Annotated in this window: 21 protein-coding genes; 10 read left to right on the top strand and 11 right to left on the bottom strand. The window is 70.7% G+C overall.

Going from position 1 to position 23,196, the window contains the following annotated elements; translation table 11 throughout:
- Positions 1-163: 163 nt before the first annotated feature.
- Positions 164-721 carry a bacterial proteasome activator family protein gene (locus tag ACGFR7_RS10860; RefSeq protein ID WP_311623100.1) on the top strand — a complete coding sequence of 186 codons (558 nt, stop codon included), beginning with the start codon at positions 164-166 and terminating at the stop codon, positions 719-721.
- A gap of 194 nt (positions 722-915) precedes the next feature.
- Here ACGFR7_RS10860 and ACGFR7_RS10855 read toward each other — a convergent pair whose 3' ends face one another.
- On the bottom strand, positions 916-2,646 hold the full coding sequence (locus ACGFR7_RS10855; RefSeq protein ID WP_393316075.1) for a protein kinase: 1,731 nt from the start codon (positions 2,644-2,646) through the stop codon (positions 916-918).
- Positions 2,647-2,959: 313 nt separating this feature from the next.
- Between ACGFR7_RS10855 and ACGFR7_RS10850 the strand changes: the two genes are divergently transcribed.
- The gene (locus ACGFR7_RS10850) at positions 2,960-4,570 is read left to right on the top strand and encodes a protein kinase (RefSeq protein WP_393316072.1); all 1,611 of its coding nucleotides are present in this window, start codon (positions 2,960-2,962) and stop codon (positions 4,568-4,570) included.
- 18 nt (positions 4,571-4,588) lie between these two features.
- Here ACGFR7_RS10850 and ACGFR7_RS10845 read toward each other — a convergent pair whose 3' ends face one another.
- The 3 genes from ACGFR7_RS10845 to ACGFR7_RS10835 form a co-directional block, all read right to left on the bottom strand.
- Positions 4,589-5,632, bottom strand: a complete 1,044-nt coding sequence (locus tag ACGFR7_RS10845) for a phosphotransferase (RefSeq protein ID WP_393316069.1) — start codon at positions 5,630-5,632, stop codon at positions 4,589-4,591.
- A 52-nt stretch (positions 5,633-5,684) separates the two neighbouring features.
- Positions 5,685-6,101 carry a pyridoxamine 5'-phosphate oxidase family protein gene (locus ACGFR7_RS10840; protein ID WP_350252003.1) on the bottom strand — a complete coding sequence of 139 codons (417 nt, stop codon included), beginning with the start codon at positions 6,099-6,101 and terminating at the stop codon, positions 5,685-5,687.
- Positions 6,102-6,212: 111 nt separating this feature from the next.
- The gene (locus ACGFR7_RS10835) at positions 6,213-6,872 is read right to left on the bottom strand and encodes a response regulator transcription factor (RefSeq protein WP_129295375.1); all 660 of its coding nucleotides are present in this window, start codon (positions 6,870-6,872) and stop codon (positions 6,213-6,215) included.
- 327 nt (positions 6,873-7,199) lie between these two features.
- Here ACGFR7_RS10835 and pdhA point away from each other — a divergent pair, with 327 nt between their 5' ends.
- Genes pdhA through ACGFR7_RS10820 form a run of 3 tightly spaced genes read left to right on the top strand, consistent with a single transcriptional unit; the run spans position 7,200 to position 10,947 of the window.
- Positions 7,200-8,417 carry a pyruvate dehydrogenase (acetyl-transferring) E1 component subunit alpha gene (pdhA, locus tag ACGFR7_RS10830; RefSeq protein ID WP_393316066.1) on the top strand — a complete coding sequence of 406 codons (1,218 nt, stop codon included), beginning with the start codon at positions 7,200-7,202 and terminating at the stop codon, positions 8,415-8,417.
- A gap of 2 nt (positions 8,418-8,419) precedes the next feature.
- Positions 8,420-9,403 (top strand): alpha-ketoacid dehydrogenase subunit beta, encoded by a 984-nt coding sequence (locus ACGFR7_RS10825; RefSeq protein WP_393316063.1) that lies wholly within the window; start codon positions 8,420-8,422, stop codon positions 9,401-9,403.
- Positions 9,404-9,426: 23 nt separating this feature from the next.
- Complete coding sequence (locus ACGFR7_RS10820) at positions 9,427-10,947, top strand: dihydrolipoamide acetyltransferase family protein (protein ID WP_393316060.1); 1,521 nt, start codon at positions 9,427-9,429, stop codon at positions 10,945-10,947.
- Positions 10,948-10,983: 36 nt separating this feature from the next.
- On the opposite strand, the gene ACGFR7_RS10815 is transcribed toward ACGFR7_RS10820, so the two are convergent.
- Entirely contained in the window at positions 10,984-11,199 is a 216-nt protein-coding gene (locus tag ACGFR7_RS10815) for a hypothetical protein (RefSeq protein ID WP_393316057.1), read from the bottom strand.
- Between the two features lie 99 nt (positions 11,200-11,298).
- Here ACGFR7_RS10815 and ACGFR7_RS10810 point away from each other — a divergent pair, with 99 nt between their 5' ends.
- The gene (locus ACGFR7_RS10810; RefSeq protein WP_393316054.1) at positions 11,299-11,721 is read left to right on the top strand and encodes a VOC family protein; all 423 of its coding nucleotides are present in this window, start codon (positions 11,299-11,301) and stop codon (positions 11,719-11,721) included.
- Between the two features lie 69 nt (positions 11,722-11,790).
- On the opposite strand, the gene ACGFR7_RS10805 is transcribed toward ACGFR7_RS10810, so the two are convergent.
- Positions 11,791-11,967 carry a hypothetical protein gene (locus ACGFR7_RS10805; RefSeq protein WP_393316051.1) on the bottom strand — a complete coding sequence of 59 codons (177 nt, stop codon included), beginning with the start codon at positions 11,965-11,967 and terminating at the stop codon, positions 11,791-11,793.
- A 208-nt stretch (positions 11,968-12,175) separates the two neighbouring features.
- Between ACGFR7_RS10805 and ACGFR7_RS10800 the strand changes: the two genes are divergently transcribed.
- The 3 genes from ACGFR7_RS10800 to ACGFR7_RS10790 all read left to right on the top strand — a co-directional run bounded on the left by ACGFR7_RS10800 (position 12,176) and on the right by ACGFR7_RS10790 (position 15,330).
- A complete protein-coding gene (locus ACGFR7_RS10800; protein ID WP_393316048.1) occupies positions 12,176-13,051 on the top strand; it encodes a GNAT family N-acetyltransferase in 876 nt (291 codons plus the stop codon).
- 234 nt (positions 13,052-13,285) lie between these two features.
- Positions 13,286-13,969 carry a GntR family transcriptional regulator gene (locus tag ACGFR7_RS10795; RefSeq protein WP_393316045.1) on the top strand — a complete coding sequence of 228 codons (684 nt, stop codon included), beginning with the start codon at positions 13,286-13,288 and terminating at the stop codon, positions 13,967-13,969.
- A 107-nt stretch (positions 13,970-14,076) separates the two neighbouring features.
- Entirely contained in the window at positions 14,077-15,330 is a 1,254-nt protein-coding gene (locus ACGFR7_RS10790) for a nitrate/nitrite transporter (protein ID WP_393316533.1), read from the top strand.
- Positions 15,331-15,478: 148 nt separating this feature from the next.
- On the opposite strand, the gene ACGFR7_RS10785 is transcribed toward ACGFR7_RS10790, so the two are convergent.
- Both ACGFR7_RS10785 and ACGFR7_RS10780 read right to left on the bottom strand, forming a co-directional pair.
- Positions 15,479-16,303 (bottom strand): maleylpyruvate isomerase family mycothiol-dependent enzyme, encoded by an 825-nt coding sequence (locus tag ACGFR7_RS10785; RefSeq protein WP_393316042.1) that lies wholly within the window; start codon positions 16,301-16,303, stop codon positions 15,479-15,481.
- A 146-nt stretch (positions 16,304-16,449) separates the two neighbouring features.
- Entirely contained in the window at positions 16,450-16,980 is a 531-nt protein-coding gene (locus ACGFR7_RS10780) for an LURP-one-related/scramblase family protein (RefSeq protein WP_393316039.1), read from the bottom strand.
- A 64-nt stretch (positions 16,981-17,044) separates the two neighbouring features.
- Here ACGFR7_RS10780 and ACGFR7_RS10775 point away from each other — a divergent pair, with 64 nt between their 5' ends.
- A complete protein-coding gene (locus ACGFR7_RS10775; protein ID WP_393316037.1) occupies positions 17,045-18,853 on the top strand; it encodes an NHL domain-containing thioredoxin family protein in 1,809 nt (602 codons plus the stop codon).
- Between the two features lie 69 nt (positions 18,854-18,922).
- Here the strand turns inward: ACGFR7_RS10775 and ACGFR7_RS10770 are convergent, their stop codons facing one another.
- From ACGFR7_RS10770 to ACGFR7_RS10760, 3 genes are all read right to left on the bottom strand, one after another.
- Positions 18,923-19,591 (bottom strand): DUF4232 domain-containing protein, encoded by a 669-nt coding sequence (locus ACGFR7_RS10770; protein ID WP_393316034.1) that lies wholly within the window; start codon positions 19,589-19,591, stop codon positions 18,923-18,925.
- Positions 19,592-19,926: 335 nt separating this feature from the next.
- The gene (locus tag ACGFR7_RS10765) at positions 19,927-20,766 is read right to left on the bottom strand and encodes a DUF4232 domain-containing protein (protein ID WP_393316032.1); all 840 of its coding nucleotides are present in this window, start codon (positions 20,764-20,766) and stop codon (positions 19,927-19,929) included.
- A gap of 335 nt (positions 20,767-21,101) precedes the next feature.
- A complete protein-coding gene (locus tag ACGFR7_RS10760) occupies positions 21,102-23,195 on the bottom strand; it encodes a BTAD domain-containing putative transcriptional regulator (RefSeq protein ID WP_393316030.1) in 2,094 nt (697 codons plus the stop codon).
- Position 23,196 lies beyond the last annotated feature (1 nt).

Here is a 23,196-nt window from a genome sequence, read left to right as displayed (position 1 = left end):
CTGGGTCGGCGGGCTGTCCGTGGCTTTATCGGCGGTTTCACGTGAAACGGTGGGAATCCGTTGTTTCACGTGAAACCGCGGCAGCCGAGTCCGTCCGGAAGGGTGGATCACCTTCTCTCAGGGGCACCACCCTTCATGACCCCTCGTACGAGAGAATGGCGGCATGGATATGCCGATGAATGAACGGTCGCAGGAAAATCCGCACGTCCTGGTGGTCGGCCCGGACGGCATGGCACTCGGCAGCTCCGGCGGCGGGGGCGAAGGCGACGAGCCCCGTGAGACCCCCGTGACGGACATGGTTGAACAGCCTGCGAAGGTCATGCGCATCGGCAGCATGATCAAGCAGTTGCTGGAGGAGGTGAAGTCCGCGCCTCTGGACGAGGCGAGCCGGGTCCGGCTCAAGGAGATCCATGCCAGCTCGGTCAAGGAGCTGGAGGACGGGCTGGCGCCCGAGCTGGTCGAGGAACTGGAGCGGCTGTCGCTGCCGTTCACCGATGAATCGGTGCCGACGGATGCGGAGCTGCGGATCGCCCAGGCTCAGCTGGTGGGCTGGCTGGAGGGCCTTTTCCACGGCATCCAGACCGCACTCTTCGCCCAGCAGATGGCCGCCCGTGCCCAGCTGGAGTCGATGCGCCGCGCGCTGCCGCCCGGCGCCGTTCCGATGGACGGCGAAGAGGCCAAGCCGGGCCAGGGCGGCGCCCGCTCGGGCCCGTACCTCTGACCCGGGTCGCACTTCTCACCCGTGCCCGACTGCTCATCACTCGGGCCGTACTTCTCACGCTGTCCCAGGACCGCCACGCCGGAGCCGGTGCACCACGCGCGGAATAGACAGAAGGGGCCGGCACGCTGCGCGCGTGCCGGCCCCTTTGCTGTCCATGGGACGCCCCGGCGGGCCGTCGCCGACTGCGACCGCCGTCAGCCGCTGCGGCCGGTCGAGACGGTCAGCTCGATGGGCTCGGTCTTGCTCGGGAGCCAGTAGCTGAAGGCAGCCGGCGTCTGACTGGTGACGGTGTTCTTACCCCAGAGCGCGCTGTCCTCGTGCGAGACGATCTTGTACTTCCAGCCTGCGGCCTCGATGCACTTCTTCACCGAGCCCAGGTTCTTGAAGCGGAACGAAGGGACGAGAATCTTGCCCTTCTCGCTGTAGCTCTTGCTCGGGTTGGTGCACTCGGACATCAGGATCGTCGCCGACTTGTCCTCCGGCTTGACGTCCTGGGGCGGTGAGGCCGTCGTGATGTCGTTGTCGTCGGAGTAGGCCGAGGACGGGCCGACGTCACCGCTGCTGACCTCGCTCGAGCCGGCGCTCAGACCGATGCCGATCGCGATCGCGGTGACCACGATCACGCCGACTATCGCCGAGACAACGATCACCGCGCTGTTGTTCTTGCGCGGGGCGGGGCCGCCGGCCGGCGGCATCGAGGCCGTCACGGGCGGTGGGCTGTACGGCGGCTGGAAGCCACCCGAGTTGAAGGGCGCCGGCCCCGGAACGGGACCCGACACGGGCGTCTGGTAGCCGTTGTTCGGCAGCGGGGACGTCTGGTAGCCGCTGTTGGGCGGCGGGGGCGTCGGGTAGGTGTTGTTCGGCGGTGCGGGCGTCGACGGGCCGAACCCGGCCGCCTGCGTCGGCTGATACGGCTGCTGCACGCTCGGCGGGGCCGGGGTGTGCGGGGTGCCGGAGGCGGTGGGGAACACCGCGGAGGAGACCGACGCGCCGCTGGCGCGCGCCCGCGGGCCCTCTCCGATGATCAGTGGCGTCGCACCGGACTGCCCGGATCCGACGATCCGCAGGCACTCGTCCCGCATCGCCTCGGAGGTGGGGAACCGCTCATTGGGGTTCTTCTTCAGCGCACGGGCCACCAGCGCGTCCACGGCCGGAGGCAGCGAGCTGTTGATGCTCGACGGGACCGGGGGCTCTTCCTGGACGTGGGCGTAAGCGATGGCGAGCGGGGAGTCCGCGTCGAACGGCAGCTGACCGGTCAGCAGCTCGAAGAGCATGATGCCGACGGAGTAGAGGTCGGAGCGGGCGTCCACGGCCCGTCCGAGGGCCTGCTCGGGCGACAGGTACTGCGGAGTGCCGACGACCATGCCGGTCTGGGTCATGGACGTCACGCCGGACTGCATGGCGCGGGCGATGCCGAAGTCCATGACCTTGACCACGCCACGCTTGTTCAGCATGACGTTCCCGGGCTTGATGTCCCGGTGGACCAGGCTCATTTCATGGCTGACCTCGAGCGCGGCCAGCACATCGGCCGTGATCTTCAAGGCTTTTTCCGTCGGCATCGCGCCATGCTGGGCGATGTCGTTGTCCAGATCGGAGCGCAGCGGCTGGCCCGCGACGTACTCCATGACGATGTACGGCACCATGCCGCCGTCGAGCTCGTCCTCGCCGGAGTCGTAGACCGAGACGATATTGGTGTGCGTGAGTTTCGCCACGGACTGGGCCTCACGCCGGAAGCGCTCACGGAAGGCCTGCTCGCGGCCGAGCTCGGTGTGCAGCGTCTTGATCGCGACCTCGCGGTCCAGCACGCTGTCATAAGCGAGGTGCACGGAGGCCATGCCACCGGCGCCCAGAAGATCACGAAGCTGGTAACGTCCTCCGCCGACCGAACGGCCCTCGAATTGGCCCTGAGTGCCGTCCTGGCTCATCGTTCCGCTTCCCCCTAGGCGCTATACGCGTATGTATAGCGATCAAAATCTGGAATTCCGCAGCCAAGTCTGCCCCAGGCCTCGGACACGTCAAGCTGTGTGCCCGTTCCGTGACCAGATGTGCAAGATCCCGTCACGGCCCGATGACTGTTCCGTGCCTCATTACCCCAGGTGAGCTTGCGGCAAGTGGCGCGCGGCAGGTTTGATGGCCGGTCCGCGACGGATCGGCGAGTGCCGCGGAGCCTGTAGCGTGCTCTAGCGAAGACCGATGACCTTACCGCTCTCATGCGGATTGATTCGACGGCGAGGACCGATGGCACCGACGCAGAGCCCCCAGGGCCCGTCCGATCCTGACGCCACCGGCTCCAATATCCCCGACGCACCGGAGATGTGGGGCAACGGCGGGCTGGTCGGCGATGGCCGCTACCGGCTCACGCGACGGCTCGGCCGCGGCGGCATGGCGGAGGTGTTCGCGGCCGAGGACGTACGTCTCGGCCGGACCGTCGCCGTGAAGCTGCTGCGCGCCGACCTCGCCGAGGACCCGGTCTCCAAGGCCCGCTTCACACGTGAGGCACAGTCCGTGGCCGGGCTGAACCACCACGCGGTGGTGGCGGTCTACGACTCCGGCGAGGACCTGGTCGGCGGCAACACCGTGCCGTACATCGTGATGGAGCTGGTCGAGGGCCACACCATCCGCGATCTGCTGCTCAACGCCGACGCCCCGCCGGCGGACCAGGCGCTGATCATCGTTTCCGGTGTGCTGGAGGCGCTGGCCTACAGCCACCAGCACGGCATCGTGCACCGTGACATCAAGCCCGCGAACGTGATCATCACGAACAGCGGCGCCGTCAAGGTCATGGACTTCGGTATCGCCCGTGCCCTGCACGGTGCCGCGTCCACCATGACCCAGACCGGCATGGTCATGGGCACCCCTCAGTACCTCTCCCCGGAGCAGGCGCTCGGCAAGACCGTCGACACCCGCTCCGACCTCTACGCCACCGGCTGCCTGCTTTACGAACTCCTGACCCTGCGGCCGCCGTTCACCGGCGAGACCCCGCTGTCGGTCGTCTACCAGCACGTTCAGGACATGCCGGTGGCGCCGTCCGAGGTCGCCGACGCGGTGCCCCCGGAGCTGGACGGCCTGGTCATGCGGTCGCTGGCGAAGGACCCCGACGACCGGTTCCAGTCCGCCGAGGAGATGCGCGGCCTGGTCCAGTACTCGCTGCAGATGCTGCACGAGCAGGGCGGTCACACCGGCACCTGGAGCACCGGCCCGGTCGCGGTGCACGAGGGTGGTCACACCTCGTCCCTGGGGGCCGCGGCCACCACCGCGCTGCCGCACTCCGACGCCGGGCAGACCACGGCGCAGCCGATTCTGACGCCCGGTATGCGGGCCGACGACGGCGGCTTCGACGGCGGGCCCCGTCCGGCCAAGGGCGGTCGCGGCAAGATCTGGCTGATCGCGGCGCTCGCGGTGATCGCCATCGCCATGGGTGTGGCCTTCGCGATGCAGAACACCGGTGGTCAGGGCAAGAAGCACGACACGCCCTCGTCGCAGTCGCCGAAGCCGACGAAGGACGACAAGGCGAGCGAGCAGCCTTCGGAGGAGCCGAGCACCGCGGAGACCTATCCCGGCGACACGGGCGAGGGCGACAGCACGTACAGCGAGCCGCCGCCCGAGCAGCCCAGCACGCCGCAGACCTCGCAGCCGCCCACCTCGGAGCCGCCGACGTCTCAGCCGCCGACATCCGCGCCGCCCACCGACACCGGCGGGACGTCCGACGGTGGTCCCACGGACGGCACCGCTGACGGGGGCGCCGCGGACGGCGGTACCGCCGATGGCGGGGCGAGTGCCGGCGCGGACGGCGGGGCCACCGCCGGCAACGGCGCCGACGGCGGGGCCACGCTCGGTGCGACAGGCTGAACCGGCACCCTTCCCGGTTCAGCCGGTGAAGGCGTTCCGTACGGCCCGGTATTCGCGGGTCCACCACACGGCCAGTGCGGCCGCCGCCGGGAACTGCGGATCGGTGCGGCGGTCGCCCAACTGGTAACGCCAGGTGAGCATCCAGAAGTCGTTCAGCCGCTCCCACCACACCCGGTGGACGGCCGCCGCGAGCTCATCGGCACCGGCGTTGCAGGTGCTGCGGTAGGCACCCGCGTACGCCGCCACCTTCGCCAGGTCCAGCGTGCCGCACGGGCGGACGAAGAAGATCGCGGCGGCGCGCACCGCCTCCTCGGCGCGGGGGTGGACGCCCAGCCGGTCCCAGTCGACGATCGCGGTCGGCTCCGTGTCGCGGTAGAGCACATTCAGCGGATGGAAGTCCCCGTGCACCCAGCCGGCCGGCGGCTCCGCGCCGGGGGCCGGACGGTGATGCGCCAGCTGTGCCAGCAGGGCCCGGCGCTCCAGCAGACGGTGTTCGGCGAGTTCGTCGAAGCTGGTGCGCGGCCGGGCGCCGCGGGCCAGGGCCAGCAGCTCGTCGATCGTCTCGAAGGTCCGCTCGGGGTCGGCGCCGGCGTCCGCGCAGGGCGGCCTGGGCGGGTGCGGCTCGTCGGCCATGACCTGCTCCAGAGCCATGTGGACGAGCCCGAGGAGGGCGCCGAGCTGCCAGGACTGGCCGCGGGTCAGTGCGGCGCCGCCCAGGTGCCGGCCTTCGACCCACGGGTGCAGGGCGTAGCAGCGGCCGTCGAGGACGGTGACGGTCCGGCCGTCCTCGTCGGCGACGGGCGGGGCGACCGGCAGGCCGAGCGCGGCGAGCCTGCGGGTGGCGCGGTGCTGGCGGGTGAGGGCCGCGCGGTCGCCGTCGAGATGGTGTTTGAGGAAGTAGCGGCCGCGGGTGGTGGCGAGGAAGTAGCCGTGGTTGAGCAGGCCCTCGGCGACGGGTTCGCACGACAGTGGCGCACCGGCGCCGGCGTAGTGGCGGAGCAGGGATCCGAGGGTGTCTTTGTCGGGCGTTGCCGCCGTCCGGACTACAGATGAGCGCAGCACGCGCCAGATGTTAGATCAAATGCGCCCGTCGGAGTGGGTGAGCCGGAAAGCCTTACGCGGAGTGCGCATAGCGGAAGACGGGCACATCGGTGAGGCAGTGCATGGTCACGAACTCCGGCTCGATGCGCAGGAAGACCGGGTCGAAGGGGGCTCCGTCGGCGAGCAGCGGAGTACGGCCGAAGAGCTCGCGCACGGCGGGGGTGGGCTCGATGACCCGGGCGGTGCCGGTGAACTGCACCGACCATGTGTCGGGCTCACCGCTGTTGACGTTGTCGGCCTCGTAGGCGACCACGCTGCCGTCCAGGGCCTGGTGGTAGCCGTAGCCGCGGTGCAGCCGCAGGACCAGCCGCCCGTCGAGGACGAGATGACGGGTGACGGTGGTGAAGGGCAGCGCCCGCCGACTGGCCGAGACGCGCCCGTAGGGCGTGCGGCTCAGCAGGTCGATGGCACGGTAGTTGTCGGTGGGCATGTCACCACCTTGCCGGGCGGTTCCGGGCGGCAAGTAGGGGCCGGGAGCCCCGGGGGACCGGGACGAGGGTCCTGAATCGCCATGAACCGGGCAGGGCGGCGCCCGGCTGTTTCAGTGCCGCTCCGCCTGCCGTCGTGCGACGTACGCGGCGGCCTGCGAGCGGCGCTCCATGCCGAGCTTGGACAGCAGGCTGGAGACGTAATTCTTGATCGTTTTCTCGGCGAGATGGAGCCGCTCGCCGATGGCGCGATTGGTCAGCCCCTCGCCGATCAGGTCGAGAATCCTGCGCTCCTGGTCGGTGAGGCTCGCCAGCCGGTCGTCACCCTTCGCGGTATTGCCGTCGCGCAGGCGCTCCAGCACCCGGGCGGTGGCCACGGGGTCGAGGAGGGACTTCCCGGCAGCCACCTCGCGTACCGCGGAGAGCAGTTCATTGCCCCGGATGGCCTTGAGGACATAACCGGCCGCACCAGCCAGAATCGCATCGAAAAGGGCTTCGTCATCCGCGAACGAGGTGAGCATCAGGCATTTGATGTCCTCGTCCTGCGAACGGATCTCACGGCAGACCTCGACACCGCTCCCGTCAGGCAGCCGGACATCGAGCACCGCCACGTCCGGACGCGTCGCCGGGATCCTGACCAGGGCATCTGCGGCGGTACCCGCTTCGCCGACCACCTCGATGTCGTCCTCGACCGACAGCATTTCGTGAACGCCACGCCGGACAACTTCATGGTCATCGAGCAGGAATACCGTGATTTTTCCGTCTTCGCGCACCACACCAGTCTCACACATCAACCCTTCCCGTGCTCCAGGTCAGCGATATAACGTGCCGTTGTCCCGGCGGCCTGCAACGCTGTGACCAGGAGTTGTTCCAAGCCTCCGCGGTTTACTTGGAAATCCAAGCAAAATCGCAGGTCAGCGCCGTTTCCACTTCGGCTTTGACAATGGGTAACGTGCAATGAGCAGGCCACCTTCCGGGAGCTTTGTTCCACCCGGAACCGGCCGCGTTCGCACACACCCCGTGCGCCGTATCGGATACCGGGTGAGCCGCAATACGGCCACCGGCGGACCCCGGGGGCCGGACAGACGGAGGAGCAGCACGTGACCGTGGAAGGCACTGCGCAGCGGAAAAACGCCCGCGGCAGCAGCAAGCGCACCACCGCCAAAAAGGCGACGTCGGCGAAGAAGGCGTCCCCGGCCAAGACCCGGAACTCCGGTCGGCCCGAGCAGGCGGAGCAGGACCAGCTCGTACAGCTGCTGACCCCCGAGGGGAAGCGGGTCGAGCACCCGGATTACGCGATCGATCTCTCCGCCGACGAGCTGCGCGGGCTCTACCGCGACATGGTTCTCACGCGGCAGTTCGACGCCGAGGCGACCACCCTCCAGCGCCAGGGCGAACTGGGTCTGTGGGCGTCGCTGCTGGGTCAGGAGGCCGCCCAGATCGGCTCCGGCCGGGCGCTGCGCGACGACGACTATGTCTTCCCGACCTACCGCGAGCACGGTGTGGCGTGGTGCCGTGGCGTCGACCCGACGAATCTGCTGGGCATGTTCCGCGGCGTCAATCACGGCGGCTGGGACCCCAACAGCAACAACTTCCACCTCTACACCATTGTCATCGGTTCGCAGACGCTGCATGCGACCGGCTATGCGATGGGTGTGCAGAAGGACGGCACGGATTCCGCGGTCATCGCGTATTTCGGTGACGGTGCCTCCAGCCAGGGAGATGTCGCGGAATCCTTCACCTTCTCCGCGGTCTACAACGCCCCGGTCGTGTTCTTCTGCCAGAACAACCAATGGGCGATTTCCGAACCCACCGAGAAGCAGACCCGGGTGCCGCTCTACCAGCGCGCCCGCGGTTACGGATTCCCCGGCGTACGGGTCGACGGCAATGACGTACTGGCCTGTCTCGCGGTGACCAAGGCGGCGCTGGAGCGGGCGCGCACCGGCCAGGGCCCGATGCTCATCGAGGCGTTCACCTACCGCATGGGTGCGCACACCACCTCCGACGACCCGACGAAGTACCGGGAGGACGAGGAGCGGGCGGCCTGGGAGGCCAAGGACCCGATCCTGCGGCTGCGGACGTATCTGGAGGCCGAGGGCCTGGTCGACGAGGCGTACCTCGCCTCGATCGACGAGGAGAGCGAGGCCCTGGGCAAGCGGGTCCGCGAGGCCGTGCGTGCCATGCCCGACCCGGACACCATGGCGATCTTCGAGAACGTCTATGCCGACGGGCATGCGCTCGTCGATGAGGAGCGCGCGCAGTTCGCCGCGTACCAGGCATCGTTCGTCGATGCCGATGCCGTCGCGGAGGAGAACTGACCATGGCCGTCTTCGAGAAGATCACCATTGCCAAGGCGATCAACGAATCGCTGCGTGCCTCCATGGAGGCGGACCCCAAGGTCCTCGTCATGGGTGAGGACGTCGGCAAGCTCGGCGGCGTCTTCCGGGTCACCGACGGTCTGCAGAAGGACTTCGGCGAGGAGCGGGTGATCGACACCCCGCTCGCCGAGTCCGGCATCGTCGGCACCGCGATCGGCATGGCGCTGCGCGGCTACCGCCCGGTCGTCGAGATCCAGTTCGACGGCTTCGTCTTCCCCGCCTACGACCAGATCGTCACCCAGCTGGCGAAGATGCACGCCCGCGCGCTGGGCAAGGTCAAGGTGCCGGTGGTCATCCGCATCCCGTACGCGGGCGGCATCGGTGCGGTCGAGCACCACTCCGAGTCGCCCGAGGCGCTGTTCGCGCATGTCGCGGGGCTCAAGATCGTCTCTCCCTCGAACTCCTCCGATGCCTACTGGATGCTCCAGCAGGCCATCGCGGGTGACGACCCGGTCATCTACTTCGAGCCCAAGCGCCGCTACCACGACAAGTCGCGGCTGGACACCGAGTCGATCCCCGACCCCCTGCACAAGGCCCGGGTCGCCCGGACCGGCTCCGACCTCACCCTGGCCGCCTACGGCCCGATGGTGAAGGTCTGCCAGGACGTCGCCAATGTCGCGGCCGAGGAGGGCAAGTCGATCGAGATCGTCGACCTGCGCTCGCTCTCCCCGATCGACTTCGACACCGTGCAGTCGTCGGTGGAGAAGACGGGACGGCTGGTCGTGGTGCACGAGGCCCCGGTCTTCTTCGGTGCGGGTGCGGAGATCGCCGCCCGGATCACCGAGCGGTGCTTCTACCACCTGGAGGCCCCCGTCCTGCGGGTCGGCGGGTTCCATTCCCCGTATCCGCCCTCCCGTCTGGAGGACGAGTACCTTCCGGGACTGGACCGGGTGCTCGACGCCGTCGACCGTGCGTTGGCGTACTGAGGGTTTGAGGAGAGTTCGTAACCATGACTGCAAGTACCGCCCGTGCCCAGCGCTTCCGCGAGTTCAAGATGCCCGACGTGGGCGAGGGCCTCACCGAGGCCGAGATCCTCAAGTGGTTCGTCCAGCCGGGTGACACCGTCACCGATGGCCAGGTCGTCTGTGAGGTCGAGACCGCCAAGGCCGCCGTGGAACTGCCCATTCCCTACGACGGAGTGGTGCATGAGCTGAACTTCGGCGAGGGCGTCACCGTCGACGTCGGCACCGTCATCATCTCCGTGGACACGGACCCCGGCGCCGGGCCCGCGGGCGCGCCGCAGGCGCCGCAGGCCGCCGCGTCCCCCGAGGAGGACGCCGAGCCCCAGGGCCGGCAGGCGGTGCTGGTCGGCTACGGTGCCGCGCCGTCCTCGACCAAGCGCCGGGCGCGCAAGCCCCAGGCAGGGGTGCCGGCCCAGCCGGAGCCCGCGCGTGCCGCGCTCCAGGCGGAGTTGAACGGACGGGCCGCATCCGCCCCGGCCGCCGCTCCCGCCGCCGCCCCGGCCGCTCCCGCCGCCGCCCCGGCCGCTTCCGCCGCCCCGGCCGCTCCCGTGGCTGCGGCCGCCAACGGCGCGGGTACGGGGCACGCCGGCCGGCCGCTGGCCAAGCCGCCGGTGCGCAAGCTCGCCAAGGACCTCGGTATCGACCTGGCGGCGATCGTCCCGACCGGCCCGGACGGCGTCATCACCCGCGAGGACGTCCATGCGGCCGTCACCCCGGCAGCGGCGCCGTCCACGACCGAGGCTCCGGGGACGGTTGCCCCCGCTCCGGCGGCCGCCCCGGCCGAGCCCGGCCTCGTCGATGCCGCTGCCCGCGAGCGGCGGGTGCCGGTCAAGGGCGTACGCAAGGCCACCGCGCAGGCGATGGTCACCAGCGCCTTCACCGCGCCGCATGTCACGGAGTTCATCACCGTCGATGTGACCCGCACGATGAAGCTGGTCCAGGAACTCAAGCAGGACCCGGACATGGCGGGGCTGCGGGTCAACCCGCTGCTGCTCGTCGCCAGGGCCTTCCTTGTCGCCATCAAGCGTCACCCGGAGGTCAACGCCGCCTGGGACGAGGCGCGTCAGGAGATCGTCTACAAGGACTACGTGAACCTCGGGATCGCGGCGGCCACCCCGCGCGGTCTGATCGTCCCGAACATCAAGGACGCCGGGGTCAAGACCCTCCCCCAACTCGCCGCGGAACTGGGCGATCTGGTCGCCACCGCCCGCGAGGGCAAGACGTCCCCGGCGGCGATGGCCGGCGGTACGGTCACCATCACCAATGTCGGCGTCTTCGGCGTCGACACCGGGACGCCGATCCTCAACCCGGGGGAGTCGGCGATCCTTGCCTTCGGCGCGGTCAAGCTGCAGCCGTGGGTCCACAAGGGCAAGGTGAAGGCGCGCCAGGTCACCACTCTCGCGCTGTCCTTCGACCACCGGCTCATCGACGGCGAGCTCGGCTCCAAGCTGCTCGCGGATATCGCGGCCGTGCTGGAGCGGCCCAAGCGTCTGATCACCTGGGGATGAGCCGGGATGCGGGGCCGGGCGGTTCGGAGCGGTGTTTCACGTGAAACGCCGTCTCGGGACCGCCCCGGACCCGTGGACGAGCATCCGCTCGACCGCCTCGCGGATGCGATGCTCGGCCGGCACGGCGCGGACCTCGGTGAACGGCTCATCCGCCGCGGCTACTTCGACCAGGCCCATGTCGTACTTCGTCCGGGCCCAGCTCGCCCGGGAGTTCCGCTCGCCGGGCGGCTGCAGGCCCAGCCAGTGGCCCACCGAGGAGTTCCGAAACGTCCAAGCCCCCGGGACACCATCGAGGAATGCCGAGGTCAGCGGCCCGTCAGGGGGCGCATACCCGATCCAGGAGGGGCGACCATGCCCGAGAACCCGTCCGACACCACGCCCGCACCCCAGGTATGGCCGACGCTGCGGGCCCACGACGCCCGCGGGCTGATCCGTTTCCTGGTCGCTGCCTTCGGATTTGAGGAGACCGTGGTCCACGGCGAGGGCGAGCGTGTCGAGCACGCCCAACTCTCCTGGCCGGAAGGCGGGGGCATCATGCTCGGCTCCGTCAAGGACCCGGACGACGATCGCTGGCCGCTGCGGCCGGGGACGTTCGGTGCCTATGTGGTCACCGCCCACCCCGACGAGCTGTGTGCCCGCGCACGAGCGGCCGGCGCGGAGATCACCGATGAGCTGACCGACACCGAGTACGGGTCGCGGGGCTTCGGCGCTCGCGACCCCGAGGGCAACCGCTGGTCGTTCGGTACCTATCGCGGTGAGCCGCGGAAGGCGTAGGGGTGCCTCCCCGGTCAGGCCGGAGCAGGGAGACACCCCCTGGCGGGCGCCGCAGCGCGCCGGTGCCGGTCAGCCGCGGATGAGTTCCACGGCGCGGCTGAAGTGAGCCACCGGCCCGACCGGGGCGGACTCATGGGGGTGCGTGGCGCCGCGGGTCAGGGCGACGCCCGCCCACAGGCCGGCGACGATCAATGCCAGCACGACGGTGTTCCGCGTACGGCGGCCGGCGTTCGTCCTGGGCTGCATGGTCAACTCCCCTTGGATGTCGGAGCCTCCCCGGCTCCGTGCCTCTATTCACCCACGGAATCCGCGCCGGACCGTACGCGGCAGGTATGGACTCTTGTCAGACTTGAGGCGGATCCGACATCGCTCTCCGGTACCCCTTTCGGCAGAGATCGGACACGTTGCGGGAAAGGGTTTGCGGCGGTCGGCGGTGCTGCCTACGGTCGGCGAAATGAGCAGCGAAATGATCATCCGGCGCTACCGCGCATCCGACCAGGACGTGGTCACCGATCTGTGGGACCGGGCCGTGCGGCGGGCGCATCCCTTTCTCGACGGGGAGGACCGGGACGAACGGCCTCGGATCCTCCGTGCGGCGGATCTCGTCCGGGCGGAGAACTGGGTCGCCGAGCGTGCGGGCAGCGTCGTCGGGCTGCTCGGACTGCTGCCCGACGGGTCCGGGGGCGGAAGCGGGGACGACGGTCCCGGGACCGGGGTCGGTGGGCTCGTTGTGGCCCCGGAAGCCCAAGGGGCCGGCATCGGACGGGAGTTGCTGGAACATGCGGCGGCGCTGCACGGTGCGCTGGCCCTGGAGATCTTCGAGGGGAACGGCACAGCCCGGCGCTTCTTCACGCATCTGGGCTTCACGGAGCGGGGGCGGCGGGCGGACGAGGAGACCGGTCATCCGCTGATCGCCCTGGAGCGTGCCGCGCCGCTGAAGTCGGTGGGCTGGCTGCATGTGCGCGACGGGCGGCTGCTGAGCGTACGGACGCGGGGGAATGACACGTTCTACCTCCCCGGTGGCAAGTACGAGCCCGGAGAGACCGCGCGGGAGGCCTTGTCGCGTGAGCTCCGGGAAGAGCTCGGCCTGGTGGTGCCGGTGGAGGACCTTTCTGAGGCGTTTGTCATCCATGACGTGGCCCATGGCAAGAACGGGCGCCGGCTGCGGATGACCTGCTTCACCGGCGGGCCCCAGGACATCACACCGGTCCCCGGCCGGGAGATTGCCGAGTTCGCCTGGTTCGACCGCCAGGAGGCGCGTGAGCGCTGTGCCCCCGCTCATTCGCAGGTGGTGAACCGGCTGATCGCCCAGGGGTGGATGCCGGGCTGAGGACGCGGCGGCCGGGGGCGTCCTGGCAGGCGGTGGCCGGGCCGGGCGGCTGGGCCGGGGGCGCCCGCCGCCCGGCCGCCCCTCCGAGGTGGCCGCGACTCCGACAGCCCCCACCTGGACATTCCGCCCCACCGCGCCCCACCGCACCCACCGCACCCACCCCACCCCACTCCACCGTGTCCGCATCGCGGAATGAAGTATCGGACGCATACCTGTTGTATCTATCCTGTGTGCATGCCCTCCGCCTCCACGTCCACCGCACCTGTCAGAGAGCCCGCCGCCAAGCAGCCGCCCGCCGCCGAGCGGGTCTATGCGCACATCAAGGACGCCGTCCTGGACCGCCGCTACGAGGGCGGGATGCTGCTCACCGAGGGCGAGCTGGCCGAGGCGGTGGGGGTGTCGCGGACGCCGGTGCGTGAGGCGCTGCTGCGGCTGGAGGTCGAGGGGCTGATCAAGCTCTACCCCAAGAAGGGCGCGCTGGTGCTGCCGGTCTCCGCGCAGGAGATCGCCGATGTCGTCGAGACCCGGCTGCTGGTGGAGAAGCATGCCGCGGCCAAGGCGGTGCCCGTGAGCGAGGCGCTGGTCGGCGAGCTGACCGAACTGCTGGAGATGATGCGGGAGCAGGCCGCGTCCGGTGATCTGGCTGCCGTCTCCGTCACCGACCGCGCCTTCCATGCCGCCATTGTGCGCAGCGCCGGCAATCAGATCCTGGACCGGCTCTACGAGCAGCTGCGCGACCGCCAGTTGCGGATGGGCGTGGCCGTGATGCATGCCCACCCGGACCGGATCGCCAAGAACATCACCGAGCATGCGGAGATCCTTGAGGCCCTGCGCGCAGGGGATGCGGACGCCGCGACCGACGCCGTGCAGCGGCACGTCAGCTGGGTCCGTCACCTCGCGCAGGGGGACGTGCGATGAGTGGTGGTTCCGAAAGTCCCGGCAGCGCCGGCGGCTCCAGCAGTTCCGGCATAGGCGGCGGCTCCGCCCGGCTGCTGCCCGCCGACCCGCCCGGCGGCCGTCAGGCCATGGCCGTCTGGGGCATCGGCGTTGCGGTCTACTTCGTCGCCATCACCTACCGCACCAGCCTCGGCGTGGCGGGCCTGGACGCCGCCGAGCGCTTCCACATCAACGCCTCGGCGTTGTCGACGTTCTCCATCCTTCAGCTGCTGGTGTACGCGGGGATGCAGATCCCCGTCGGTCTGCTGGTCGACCGGCTCGGCGCCAAGAAGGTGCTGACCCTCGGCGTGGTGCTCTACACCGTCGGGCAGCTCGGCTTTGCGCTGTCCTCGTCGTACGCCATGGCGCTCGGCTCCCGTGCGCTGCTCGGCTGCGGGGACGCGATGACCTTCATCAGCGTGCTGCGGCTGGGCTCGCGGTGGTTCCCGGCCCGCCGCGGCCCGATGATCGCGCAGATCGCCGCGCTCGTGGGTATGGCGGGAAATCTGGTCTCCACGCTCGTCCTCGCCCGTTTCCTGCACACCTTCGGCTGGACCCCGACCTTCGCCTCCAGCGCCGTCGGCGGCATCGTCGTGCTGATCGTGCTGCTGCTCTTCCTCACGGACCACCCCAAGGGCTTCGAGCCGCCGCCCGCATCCGCCGAGCACACCGGCACGGGGTTCGTGCGCCGGCAGATCATGGATGCCTGGCGGGAGCCCGGCACCCGGCTGGGCATGTGGGTGCACTTCACCACCCAGTTCCCCGCCATGGTGTTCCTGCTGCTCTGGGGGCTGCCGTTCCTTGTCGAGGCGCAGGGCCTGTCGCGTGGCACCGCCGGTGAACTGCTCACGCTCGTGGTGCTCTCCAACATGGCGGTGGGCCTGATCTACGGCCAGGTCATCGCCCGCCACCACGCCGCCCGCATGCCCCTGGCACTGGGCACCGCCGGCGCCACGGCACTGATGTGGGCGACGGTTCTGTGCTGGCCGGCCGATCATGCGCCGATGGGGCTGCTGATCGTGCTCTGTGCGGTGATGGGCGCCTGTGGCCCTGCATCGATGATCGGCTTCGACTTCGCGCGGCCCGCCAACCCGCCGGAGCGCCAGGGCACCGCCTCCGGCATCGTCAACATGGGCGGCTTCACGGCCTCGATGACGACTCTGTTCGCCATCGGTGTCCTGCTGGACGCGACCGGCGACAACTACCGGATCGCCTTTGCCTCGATCTTCGTCCTGGAAGCGACCGGGGTCTCCCAGATCCTGCGGCTGCGGCGGCGCGCGGCGCGGCGCGAGCGCGAACGGCTGGTGGTCAGCCGGGTGGAAGCGGTCCACGTGCCCGCATGAGGCCTGCAGGCCGATCGGTCGGCAGCCGGGGGTCCGTTTCACGTGGAACGGACAGGGCTGTTTCACGTGAAACGGCTCGCTCCGGGGCCAACTGCTCGTGGCCGGCCGACAGTCAGGGCATCAATGAGGGGCCCACCGGCCCGCCCCGCTACGGCGTGATGGCGAAGTTGCCCAGGATCGCCTGTGCCAGCTCATCGTCGCCGTCGATCTTGATCTGTTCGGCGACGGCCGCCGGGCGGACGCGGCCGCAGGCCAGCTGGTGGAAGGTGTCCCACTCCAGGGCGAGCGTCACGGTCGGGCCGAGCGAGACACTGCCATCGATCGTGGCATTGCCCTCCGCGTCGAGGCGGACCGTGCGCAGGAATTCCAGCGGCCCGCTGACATCGAAGACCACCGCCGAATCGGCGGGTGCCTGGGCCCTCTTGGCCACGATGCCGGGCAGTGCCTTCACCAGCAGATCGCGGGTCACATACGCGCCGGGGGAGTCGAGGTTGCCGGGCTTACCGAGGGTCCGGCGCAGGTCCTGCTCATGGACCCAGACGTCGAACGCCCGCTGCTGCAGCACGAATTCCAGCGTACGGTCCTCACCGAGCGGGCTGCGCATCACGGCGTCCGGCTGCCGGGACTCGTTGCGCAGCTGCCGTGAGCGGCGGATGACGGTGTATTCGAGCTCGCTCAGCATCTCCGGCGCGGTGTGGTGCCGGCGGACGTCGACCTGCACCTCCATGCGTCGCGCGGACTCGCTGCGTACGTGGTAGAGATCGCGCGGCAGCGTATGGATCGGCCGCGGGTCACCCAGCATTTCGCATTCCAGGCCGATGACATGGGAGACCACATCGCGAACGGACCATCCTGGGAGGCCCGTCGCCCCGTTCCACTCGCCTTCGACGAGCGGGGTGACCAGCTCGGTTATCGCTTCTATGGAGTGAGTCCAGGCATCGATGGAGGATTGAAGGCTGGGATGGACGGTCACGGGACCCCTCGGACGGTTCGTACGCGGGCTGCTGTCTGTGCAGTTAAGTTACGCTGCGCACGGGCACCCCGGCAGTGCTTTCGGGTGACCATCGTAGGCCGATGTTGCGGGGCCGCAGAGGGCCGTACGGCCGGGAAGCCGGCTCCTCAGTCGTCTCCGCGCTCCCGCTCCGCCAGCCGGATCACACACACCGCGACGGCGATCAGCAGCGCCGGATCCGCGTCGTCCCGTACGACATTGACCGCATAGGTGTCGCGCACGGTCAGCCAGCGCCGCGAGATCTCCGCAAGCAGCTCGCCGTCGTACTCGATCGCGAACTCCCGGTCCAGGATCTTTCCGCTGACATCCAGCTCGGTGCCGTCCACCAGCGCGACGCGGTAGTGGTTGCGCAGCAGCGAGAGCCGCTTGCGCTTGATGGTGGCCAGCGGCTGGTCGTCCCGCTCGATGGTCATCGTGTCGCGCACGCTGAGCATCTTCTTGCGGATGGTGATCAGCACCCGCCGCTCGGTGTCCTTCAGCTCGAAGGTCTCCCGCAGCCGCAGCGCCTTCCCGTCCACGAGGAAGACGTGCCGTCCGTGCTCGTCGTCGATCCAGTAGTCGTCGCCGATGCCGAAGATGCGGTCGCGCACCATGTACTTGCCCGAGTGCGGGGGTGGCCCCCCGGGGGATTGCTGCATGGCTGACGTGTTCCCGCCGGGACCTGCGGAATGCGCACGCACCGGAGTGACGTTGAATGTCCACATGGCTTCACGTGCACGCGTCCGCGCCCCCGAGCTGATCGGCAAGGGCGGCTGGCTGAATACCGGTAACAAGGATCTGACCCTCTCTGACCTGCGGGGACGCATTGTCGTCCTGGATTTCTGGACTTTTTGCTGTGTGAATTGTCTGCATGTCCTGGACGAGCTGCGGGAGCTGGAGGAGCGGCACCGCGACACCGTCGTGATCATCGGCGTGCACTCCCCGAAGTTCGTGCACGAGGCCGAGCACCAGGCGGTCGTGGATGCCGTGGAGCGCTATGGCGTCGAGCACCCGGTCCTCGACGACCCGGAGCTCGCCACGTGGAAGCAGTACGCGGTACGGGCCTGGCCGACGCTCGTGGTGATCGACCCCGAGGGGTATGTCGTCGCCCAGCACGCCGGCGAGGGCCATGCGCACGCCATCGAGAAGCTTGTCGAGGAGCTGGAGGCCGAGCACGGGGCGAAGGGCACCCTGTGCCGCGGCGACGGCCCCTACGTACCGCCGGAGCCGGTCGCCACCGATCTGCGCTTCCCCGGCAAGGCGGTCCGGCTGCCCGCGGGCAGCTTCCTCGTCTCGGACACCACCCGGCATCAGCTGGTGGAGCTGGCCGCGGACGGCGAGCGGGTGCTGCGGCGGATCGGCACCGGCGAGCGCGGTCTGACGCCGGACTCCTTCAACGAACCGCAGGGCCTGGCCCTGCTGCCCGATGGCCGGGTGGCCGTTGCGGACACCGTCAACCACGCCATCCGCGTCTTCGACCCGGCGTCCGGTGCGCTGGAGACCGTGGCCGGTACCGGTAAGCAGTGGTGGCAGGGCTCGCCGGTCTCCGGGCCGGCGCGTGCGGTGGATCTCTCCTCACCGTGGGACCTCGCCTGGTGGCGGGACCGGCTGTGGATCGCGATGGCCGGGGTGCATCAGCTGTGGACCTGGGACCCGGCCGCGGGCACGGTCGAGGCCGCGGCCGGCACGACCAATGAGGGCCTGGTGGACGGTCCCGCCGCGGAGGCGTGGTTCGCCCAGCCGTCCGGCCTCGCCGCGGCCGGCGACCGGCTGTGGATCGCGGACTCGGAGACCAGCGCGGTCCGCTGGGTGGAGCCCTCCGCAGCAGGTGACGGCTATGTCATCCGTACGGCCGTCGGCACCGGCCTCTTCGACTTCGGGCACCGCGACGGCGCCGCGGACCAGGCGCTGCTCCAGCACCCGCTGGGCGTGACCGCCCTGCCCGACGGCTCGGTCGCCATCGCGGACACCTACAACCACGCACTGCGCCGCTTCGATCCCGCGACCGGCGAGGTGACGACACTGGCGACGGATCTGCGCGAACCGTCCGCCGCGGTGCTCGTCGACGACGACATCGTGGTGGTGGAATCGGCGCGGCACCGGCTGACCCGGCTGCGGCTGCCCGAGGAGGCCGTCCGCGTCGAATCGCTGGCGCACCGCACCCAGCGCGCGGCCACCGAGGTCGCTCCGGGCGCGCTGCGGCTGGAGGTGGTCTTCCAGGCCCCGGCCGGTCAGAAGCTCGACACCCGCTACGGCCCGTCGACGCGGCTGCTGGTCAGCGCGACGCCGCCGGAACTCCTCGCCGACGGTGCGGGCGCGGGCACCGACCTCGCGCGGGAGCTGGTGCTCGCGGACGGCGTGACCGAGGGGGTGCTGCATGTCTCGGCGATGGCCGCGTCCTGTGACGACGCCCCGGACATCGAGTACCCCGCCTGCCATGTGCACCAGCAGGACTGGGGCGTCCCGGTCGAGATCGCCGAGGGCGGGGTGGCCCGGCTGGGGCTCGTCCTGGCAGGTATGGACGCCGGGTAGGAGCGGAATCCCGGGCCCGTCGGCCGGGCCCGGGACGTGGTCGTGCCGGCGGGCCGGTGCGCCGGCGGATCAGTTCCCGACGCCGCCCGCCAGCTGTGCTCCGTGAAGGCTGGAGCTCCAGTTGGTGACCTTGCTCTTGCCGACGGAGACGTGGAGCCGCTTCTGCGCGAAGTTGACGGTGACCGGACCGTGCGTGACCGAGCTCGCCGAGATGCCCATGAAGTCGATGGTCACCGACTTCTGCTCAGTGCCCTTGGCGGCCGCGGTGTTGGTCGGGATGACCGCGTAGGCGTAGCCGTGGGCGGGCACGGTGATGCGGGTGCCGTCGAGGTGGCCGGGCGTGCCCTGCAGCAGGGGCAGCGGGGCCTTGGCGTTGTTGAAGCGCAGCAGCGGCGCGTTGTAGAGCTTGCAGTCGCGGCTGGTGGAGTTCTTGAACTTCACCGCCACATGGCTCTTCGGGCCGGTCTGCTGCGAGAACGTGACCTTGTACGTGCTGGGGTAGCAGTCGGACACCCGCCGGGACGCCGCCCCCGCCGTGCCGGCCGCGGCCGCGCCCCCGCCGATGATCCTGCGCTTCTTGGTCTTGGAAGTCTTGGAAGTCTTGGAAGACGAGAAGGAGGACTTCTTCGACTTCTTCGAGGAGTGACTGTTGCAGCCGGTCAGGGCGAGGGAGCCGGCCAGTCCGAGGGCCAGTGCGGCGTACGCGGCGGATCGGCTGCGGGAGCGGCGTGCGGTCATGGGTGGTTCCCCCAGTGGAGTGCTGCAATCAGCGAGGTGTGTCTGTCATGGCACGGCCACGATATCCATTGCCGGCGGATGCGCCAGGGTGGGTTCGCCGGGCCGCCGGCCGATGTGGCATCAAAGCGGGGCAGATGGTTCGCGCGCGGCGGACATCCGCCCGTGGCAGGGGTGAAGATCAGTTTTTTGGGGGGCGGGCAGGCCTCCGGGGCAGGCGCCGGAGGCCTGCCCGCCCCGCCGGGCAAGAGAAAGGGCGCCCGCTGGGGGATGCGGGCGCCCTGGTTCAGGGGGATCCTCGGTGGTCGCGTCGCGCGACCCGGGTCAGCGGACCCGGCTCACCAGGCGGCTGCGTCGTTGGCGTCCGACTGCCAGTACGTCACCCACGCGCTGTCGTCGAGGTGTACCTGGCCTGAGGGGAGCGCCACCGCCGCCGAGCCGCCGATGCTGCCCTTGCCGTCGCGGCCGGGCAGGCTGACCGACAGCGAGGTCACGGAGCGGCCGTTGCGGCCGGAGCCGTCGGCGGACGAGGTCAGCACGCCGGCGTAGCCGGACTCGCCGGGGGCGAGCGTGACCACGGACTGCGGCCTGCTGGCCGGCAGTTCGGCGAGCGGGGACTGTGCCTGGTCGAACCGCAGGTAGGGGGCGAAGTAGAGGTCGCAGACGGCACCGGAGGTGTTGGTGGCCTTCAGGAGAAGGTGGTTGACCGGCCGGGTCAGCCGCTCGGCCACGATATGGATCTTCGCGGCGTCGCACGCGGTGTGCCGGACGCGGGAGGTGTTGCCGGAGGCGTCGCCGGGCGTGGTCGCGCGGTGCGAGCCCGTCCCGGAGGCCTTCGTCCCCGCTTCCGTTCCGGTCCCGTTGCCGCCGTGCTCCGCGTAAGCCCGCTCCGTCCGGCCGCCGTTGGTCCGGGTGCCGTCCTGCCCGGCCTCGTCGCCCTGCGCCGCCGGGGCCTGGGCGACCTCGGGCGACGGGTTGTACGGCTTGGCCGCGCTCGTCTTGAGCGGGTTGTCCTGACCACCGCAGGCGGTGAGGGTGAGCGCGGCGGCGGCGGTCAGCCCGGCCGCGGCGATCCGCAGCGTACGGCGGCGGACGGTACGGGACCCACGAGGGGCGCCGGTGACCTTCCGGGCGCCGGTCTCGACGGCGGCCTCGGATCGGGCGTGGCTGCGCGGCATGTCCGGTCTCCCCCGGTCGGTGGTCCGCACCGCCCCGGCGGTACGTCCTGCGGTCCGGCCGACTCTGTCCTGCGGCCTGAACACCAGGTTGCCGCCCACCGCTGCCGTGCCACTAACGTGCGCCTAACGTTTCCGCGTTCGGGCCGTGCCGACCGACCGGGCCGTTCCGGCCGTCCGCGCGGTTCCGATCGTCCGCGCCGTTCCGGCCGCGCCGTTCCGGCCGCGCCGCCCCCGCGCCGCCCCGCGCTGTGCCGCCCCGCGCAGTGCCGCCCCGGGGTGGGGGCCGGGAGCGGCGGCCACAGCTCAGCCGCGGCCGTCACTCCCCCTTGCTCCCGTCACTCCCCCTTGCCCCTGTCACCCGTTCCGCTCGTGCCCCCCTCGCCGCCTTCACCGCGATCGTCCCGGGCGAACAGCTGCGTCAGCGTGCTGATCGTGTAGACATCGGTGGCCTCTTCGTCCACCAGATGCATCTCCGCGAGCCGGTCCAGACCGTCCTGGGTGCGCTCCGGGTCGTACCCGGCGAGGGCCGCGGCCAACGAGGCGTTGAGGTGGCCGTCCGCGCTGGTCGCCAGTGCGCTGAGCAGCCGTGCGTCGTCCGCCGACAGCCGGGCGACGGACATCCGCAGCGCCGCCGCGATGCCGGTGTCCTCCGCCGACAGCAGCGCCAGCCGCCGCCGTTCGTCGCGCAGCGCCGCCGCCAGCCGGGCCAGCCGCCAGCGCGGCCGGGCGGTCAGCTGGGCGGCCGCGGCCCGCAGCGCCAGCGGCAGACCGTCGCACAGATCGACCAGTTCTCGCGCGGCGGCCGGGTCCTCGGCGACCCGCTCCGGGCCGAGCATGGCGCCGAGCAGCGCCGCGCCCTCCTCGTGGCCGAGCGTCTGGAGACCGACCGGCCGGGCCCAGTCGGTGGCGACCAGGCCGTCGAGACGGCTGCGGCTCGTGACGACCGTGGCGCAGTGCGGACCACCGGGCAGCAGCGGCCGTACCTGTGCCGAACTGCTGGCGTTGTCGAGGACGACCAGCAGCCTGCGCTCCGCGACCAGCGACCTGAACAGCGCCGATGCGGCCTGCGCCGAGCCGGGCACCCGCTCCGGCGGAGTGCCCAGCGCCAGCAGGAAGTCACGCAGGATCTCGGCCGGGGGCGCCTCGTCGCCCTCGCCGAAGCCGCGCAGATCGGCGAAGAGCTGCCCGTCGGGGAAGGCTCCGGCATGCAGATGCGCCCACTGCACGGCGCAAGCGGTCTTGCCGACACCGGCCGGTCCCGCCACCACCGCGAGCGGGCTCTCCCCTGTCGTACGGTCCGTCAGCACCGCGGTGAGTGCGGAGAGCTGGTCCTCCCGGCCCAGGAAGCGGGCGGGCGGACGGGGCAGCAGCCGCGGCGCCGCGCCGCCCCGCCCGGAGCCCGGCCCGTCACGCACCTCGGCCGTCGTGCCGGGCAGCGTCTGGCCGGTACCCGGTGCCTCAGGACCACCACCCGCGGCACTCCGGCCGGCGACCCCCTGGGCGGGGGCCTGCCCCTCACTGCCAACGGGCGACCCGGCGCCCGTTGTGGAGCGGTCCGCTGCCGGAGCACCGGTACGGCCGCCTCCGGAAACCGCCCCGGAACCAGCCCCTCCGGACGGCGCCCCGCCCGAAGCGGAGCCCGCGCCGGGTGCCCCGGGCTTCGCCGCGCCCTGCCGGTTCCCGCCGGCCGCCTCCGCGCGCAGAATCTCCTCGTACGCCTGGCGCAGCCGCTCGCCGGGATCGACGCCCAGCTCCTCGTTGAGCAGCCGTCGGGTGCGGTGGAACCACTCCAGGGCATCGGACTGCCGTCCCGTATGGAACAGCGCCCGCATCAGCCCGGCGATCAGGCCCTCCCGCAAGGGGTGGTTGACGGCGGCGGAGTAGAGGATGGCGGCGGCCTGTTCGTGCTCGCCGAGGGCGCCGTGGGCCCGGCCCAGCGCCTCCACGGCCGTCAGCCGGCGCTCCTCCAGCGCATGCGCGGCGGCCGCGAACGGCGGGCTGGTGACCGTGCCGGTCAGCGCGGGCCCGCGCCACAGTCCCAGCGCCTCCCGCAGCAGCGGTACGGCATCGCCCGGCGCCGCCTCGGGGCGCGCCAGAGCCACCAGCTCACCGAAGCGGTGAGCGTCGATCAACTCCTCCGGCAACCGCAGCAGATAGGCGGAACCATGGGTGGTCAGCTCGATGCCGTACGCCTCCGCGCCGCCCTCGGCGAGCGTGGCGCGCAGCCGCGAGACATGACCCTGGACGACGGTGCGGGAGTGTTCGGGGGGCTCGTCCTCCCATAGAGAGTCGATCAACTGCTCCAGTGGGACAGTGGTGTTGGGCTGCAGCAACAGCAGCGCCAGCACACTGCGCCGTTTGGCGGGCCCGAGCGACAGCTCCGCGGAGCCGGTCGTCACGGAGATCGGACCGAGCAGTGAGAATTCCAAC

This window comes from Streptomyces sp. NPDC048516 (assembly GCF_043199875.1).
Lineage (GTDB): Bacteria > Actinomycetota > Actinomycetes > Streptomycetales > Streptomycetaceae > Streptomyces.
Note: the sequence above shows the minus strand (reverse complement) of the source record. Positions and strands in the feature narration are given on the sequence as shown.

Bases quoted from the DNA above. Each gene is read 5' to 3' on its own strand.
- ACGFR7_RS10825 (WP_393316063.1), top strand. From the start codon at position 8,420: ATGGCCGTCTTCGAGAAGATCACCATTGCCAAGGCGATCAACGAATCG.
- ACGFR7_RS10800 (WP_393316048.1), top strand. From the start codon at position 12,176: ATGAGCAGCGAAATGATCATCCGGCGCTACCGCGCATCCGACCAGGAC.
- ACGFR7_RS10820 (WP_393316060.1), top strand. From the start codon at position 9,427: ATGACTGCAAGTACCGCCCGTGCCCAGCGCTTCCGCGAGTTCAAGATG.
- ACGFR7_RS10775 (WP_393316037.1), top strand. From the start codon at position 17,045: ATGGCTTCACGTGCACGCGTCCGCGCCCCCGAGCTGATCGGCAAGGGC.
- ACGFR7_RS10850 (WP_393316072.1), top strand. From the start codon at position 2,960: ATGGCACCGACGCAGAGCCCCCAGGGCCCGTCCGATCCTGACGCCACC.
- ACGFR7_RS10780 (WP_393316039.1), bottom strand. From the start codon at position 16,980: ATGCAGCAATCCCCCGGGGGGCCACCCCCGCACTCGGGCAAGTACATG.
- ACGFR7_RS10855 (WP_393316075.1), bottom strand. From the start codon at position 2,646: ATGAGCCAGGACGGCACTCAGGGCCAATTCGAGGGCCGTTCGGTCGGC.
- ACGFR7_RS10810 (WP_393316054.1), top strand. From the start codon at position 11,299: ATGCCCGAGAACCCGTCCGACACCACGCCCGCACCCCAGGTATGGCCG.
- ACGFR7_RS10840 (WP_350252003.1), bottom strand. From the start codon at position 6,101: ATGCCCACCGACAACTACCGTGCCATCGACCTGCTGAGCCGCACGCCC.
- ACGFR7_RS10805 (WP_393316051.1), bottom strand. From the start codon at position 11,967: ATGCAGCCCAGGACGAACGCCGGCCGCCGTACGCGGAACACCGTCGTG.
- ACGFR7_RS10790 (WP_393316533.1), top strand. From the start codon at position 14,077: ATGGCCGTCTGGGGCATCGGCGTTGCGGTCTACTTCGTCGCCATCACC.
- ACGFR7_RS10765 (WP_393316032.1), bottom strand. From the start codon at position 20,766: ATGCCGCGCAGCCACGCCCGATCCGAGGCCGCCGTCGAGACCGGCGCC.
- ACGFR7_RS10770 (WP_393316034.1), bottom strand. From the start codon at position 19,591: ATGACCGCACGCCGCTCCCGCAGCCGATCCGCCGCGTACGCCGCACTG.
- ACGFR7_RS10795 (WP_393316045.1), top strand. From the start codon at position 13,286: ATGCCCTCCGCCTCCACGTCCACCGCACCTGTCAGAGAGCCCGCCGCC.
- ACGFR7_RS10860 (WP_311623100.1), top strand. From the start codon at position 164: ATGGATATGCCGATGAATGAACGGTCGCAGGAAAATCCGCACGTCCTG.